Source organism: Neobacillus sp. KR4-4 (genome assembly GCF_042136325.1).
GTDB lineage: Bacteria > Bacillota > Bacilli > Bacillales > Cytobacillaceae > Neobacillus.
In genome coordinates, this window is the sequence record NZ_JBHHJU010000064.1 from 1 (window position 1) to 2,612 (window position 2,612).

The following is a 2,612-nucleotide window of genomic DNA, read 5'->3' on the forward strand; positions in this document are numbered from 1 at the left end:
TTTTCCTTTCGATTCAAATCACCAGGCCAGCAAGCGTAGCGCGGTAGTCTTGAATAAACACGGTGATTGATGACATTTCTCAAAATACTAAAGTAACTAAATGCGACAACTATATTGACAAACACCGGTACCTCTTTGAAAATAGAAAAACGTCTAGAAATTAATATGAATTTGTAATGAATATATAATGAAGCACATTGTGAAGAATTGCACTTAAACTATCGACTGAAAGATGGGGTTGCTGCGGCGATCCCTTTTTGTTATTGAACTATCGGGCAGTTTAGAAAGTATCTTGATAAATTGGTAAAAAAGTACACACAATAAATTTTGGAGGTGTATAATGAATAACTCAAAATTATTTTATATAGAATTGCTAATTCTACCTTGATTAACAGTACCCTATTTAGTTGGTTAACTATAAGTTTCTTTTTCACTTTGCCTCCAAAATTACCCTTTAGTACATTATAATTCCAATCCTCAAATGGATTCTAAGATAAGCTACTACGAAATTTGGAGAAAACAAGAGAAATCGTGAGAATTTCCTTTCTATATAGAGGGAGTTTAGTTGAAGAAAAAAACGTTAAATGCGTATTTGACACAAAATGCATAAAAAAAAAGGAGCTTAAGGCACCGTTTTTTCTCCTTTATTAACATAAAGAAAATCGTTATGCACAAAAGTAAAACCCCTGAATAAACACTTCAGAGGTCACCATTGGATTAAGTGATAATAGTTGTATCACTTGTTGGGGCGAAATTAGTGATAGCTAACACAACTGGGGAATTTTCTTCAATAGTAGAACCAGCAGGTACTGTAATGACTAATTGTCCTACGCCTGTACCTCCAGGTGTATAGGCTAATAAATCCTCCATCTGAAGTACACCGTTAACATAAACATTAAAGTAACTATTATCAGTTGCTAAAGCTGGGAGTGTAGTGGCATTTGCTCCTGTATCAGTCCAGAAGTCTCCAACAGCAATGGTTAAGGTCCCTGCACCTGTTACAGTAGCAGCTACTTCATTAAAGAACCTTTCAACAGTTGGAAATGTATCAACAGTTGAAGTTGCAGTAATAGCAAGTTTCATTATTTTTAGTGGCAATAAAAACACCTCCTCTCAAATCATTAATTATTGTATGTAGTTGAAAATTTGTTGTATAGACCTTAATACAGAAGTAAAAAAATTCAATCACATTTTAAAATCTAATTTATAAAATATTGAGGGAGAGAAAATATAGAAATGTTGGGAGCGACTAAACAATGGAAAATAAAATAAATGACTTAACAAAGCCATTTCTAAAAATTCCCATTATTCCTTCAGAAGAGATTCGCTATCGGCTCCCTAAAAAGGTTGAAGTAATTGAGTTTTATACAATTTCAAATGGATATAAAAGAATTTTTAAAGAAGAAGATGGAATTAATGAAATTGGAATAAAAATAATTCTAGATCCTTGCGAAGTATCGTACATGAATCTTTTTATAAACGGAGTATTACAACCTAAGGAAAACTACGATGTTCAAAGTGGAGTAATAAAGTTAAATACAGTAGACGTACCAATTAAAGGAGCGCCTGTAATTCTTCAAATGTTTATTGTGTAGAAAATACTGAAGTTTAAAATGTTAATTATCTACCATTGAAAGATATCATTTTATTTTTTATAAGGGACAAGTTACTTTATAGCAAATATCAATTTAATGCACAGTTCGACCAATTGACACAAAAGAAGATAAGAAACAATGAGTAAGGATTAAAGTACTACAAACTAATGTTTGTTAAATATCCCTTGAAAATATAGAGGATATTCAGGAAAGCTAACAATAAAAATAGTGCTTCACAACAGTGAAAGCACCTATATTACACACTAATCCCATATACGGATTCTTGGAACACCTGCGGTTCTTAAATAATCTAATAACTGACCAGTATGAACAGATTCGTGATACGCAATGCGTAGGAGCATATCCCCCAGGTCTCTTATGTATCCTGCATCAGAACGGTCAATCTTAATATTAGTTAAGTCTTCTTCAGAAAATGATCTGATTGTATTTATGAATTGTTTACGATAGGGTTCGGCAAATTCCAATTCAGAATTTACAGATGTGAAAGGTCTGTTTTCAAAAGGCGAATTAAAAACGGATAAACTTCCTTGATTTTTAAGTGCCAGGTGATAATAATGTTCGCTTTCCAGTACGTGCCTGACCATTTCTAGACAATTCATTGCTTCATTATCTGGCTTCCAACTTAGTTTTTCATCAGGAATAGATCTCCAGACTTTTATGCTTCTTCTTCTTACTTCATTTAAGTTTAAAATAATTAATTCAATTGAATTCATAAAAGTACCTCCTTTGATAAGCATATTATAATTATACACGAATGAACGTTCGTGCCAATCTGAATTAGGAATATTATTACAATATTTAGTTGTACTTTATACGACAGGAGCAAGAGAATGAGGTGCTGCGATTTAAAGGATGTTTCATTGTTGTTGAACTCCCTCAGTTAAATACGATTTTCTCCCGAATGCTCGCTAATTCGCAGGATTTCATTACCGTTGGTATAGAGTTAACGATTAAATGAAATGAGTTCAGATTTTTAGGCTTCGTGAAAGCATGGGG

The 2,612-nt window shown here is 32.8% G+C and carries 3 protein-coding genes; 1 reads left to right on the forward strand and 2 read right to left on the reverse strand.

All coding sequences use genetic code 11. From position 1 onward, the window contains the following. Positions 1 to 717: 717 nt before the first annotated feature. Positions 718 to 1,098 carry a DUF4183 domain-containing protein gene (locus tag ACE198_RS27850; RefSeq protein WP_098574753.1) on the reverse strand — a complete coding sequence of 127 codons (381 nt, stop codon included), beginning with the start codon at positions 1,096 to 1,098 and terminating at the stop codon, positions 718 to 720. 158 nt (positions 1,099 to 1,256) lie between these two features. On the opposite strand from ACE198_RS27850, the gene ACE198_RS27855 reads away from it, so the two are divergent. Next, on the forward strand, positions 1,257 to 1,595 hold the full coding sequence (locus ACE198_RS27855) for a DUF4183 domain-containing protein (protein ID WP_098574752.1): 339 nt from the start codon (positions 1,257 to 1,259) through the stop codon (positions 1,593 to 1,595). A 263-nt stretch (positions 1,596 to 1,858) separates the two neighbouring features. Here the strand turns inward: ACE198_RS27855 and ACE198_RS27860 are convergent, their stop codons facing one another. Further along, on the reverse strand, positions 1,859 to 2,329 hold the full coding sequence (locus tag ACE198_RS27860; protein WP_375377784.1) for a DinB family protein: 471 nt from the start codon (positions 2,327 to 2,329) through the stop codon (positions 1,859 to 1,861). Between the last annotated feature and the right edge of the window lie 283 nt (positions 2,330 to 2,612).

Excerpts from the sequence above, each read along its gene's own strand:
- ACE198_RS27855 (WP_098574752.1), top strand. The coding sequence starts at position 1,257 with ATGGAAAATAAAATAAATGACTTAACAAAGCCATTTCTAAAAATTCCC.
- ACE198_RS27860 (WP_375377784.1), bottom strand. The coding sequence starts at position 2,329 with ATGAATTCAATTGAATTAATTATTTTAAACTTAAATGAAGTAAGAAGA.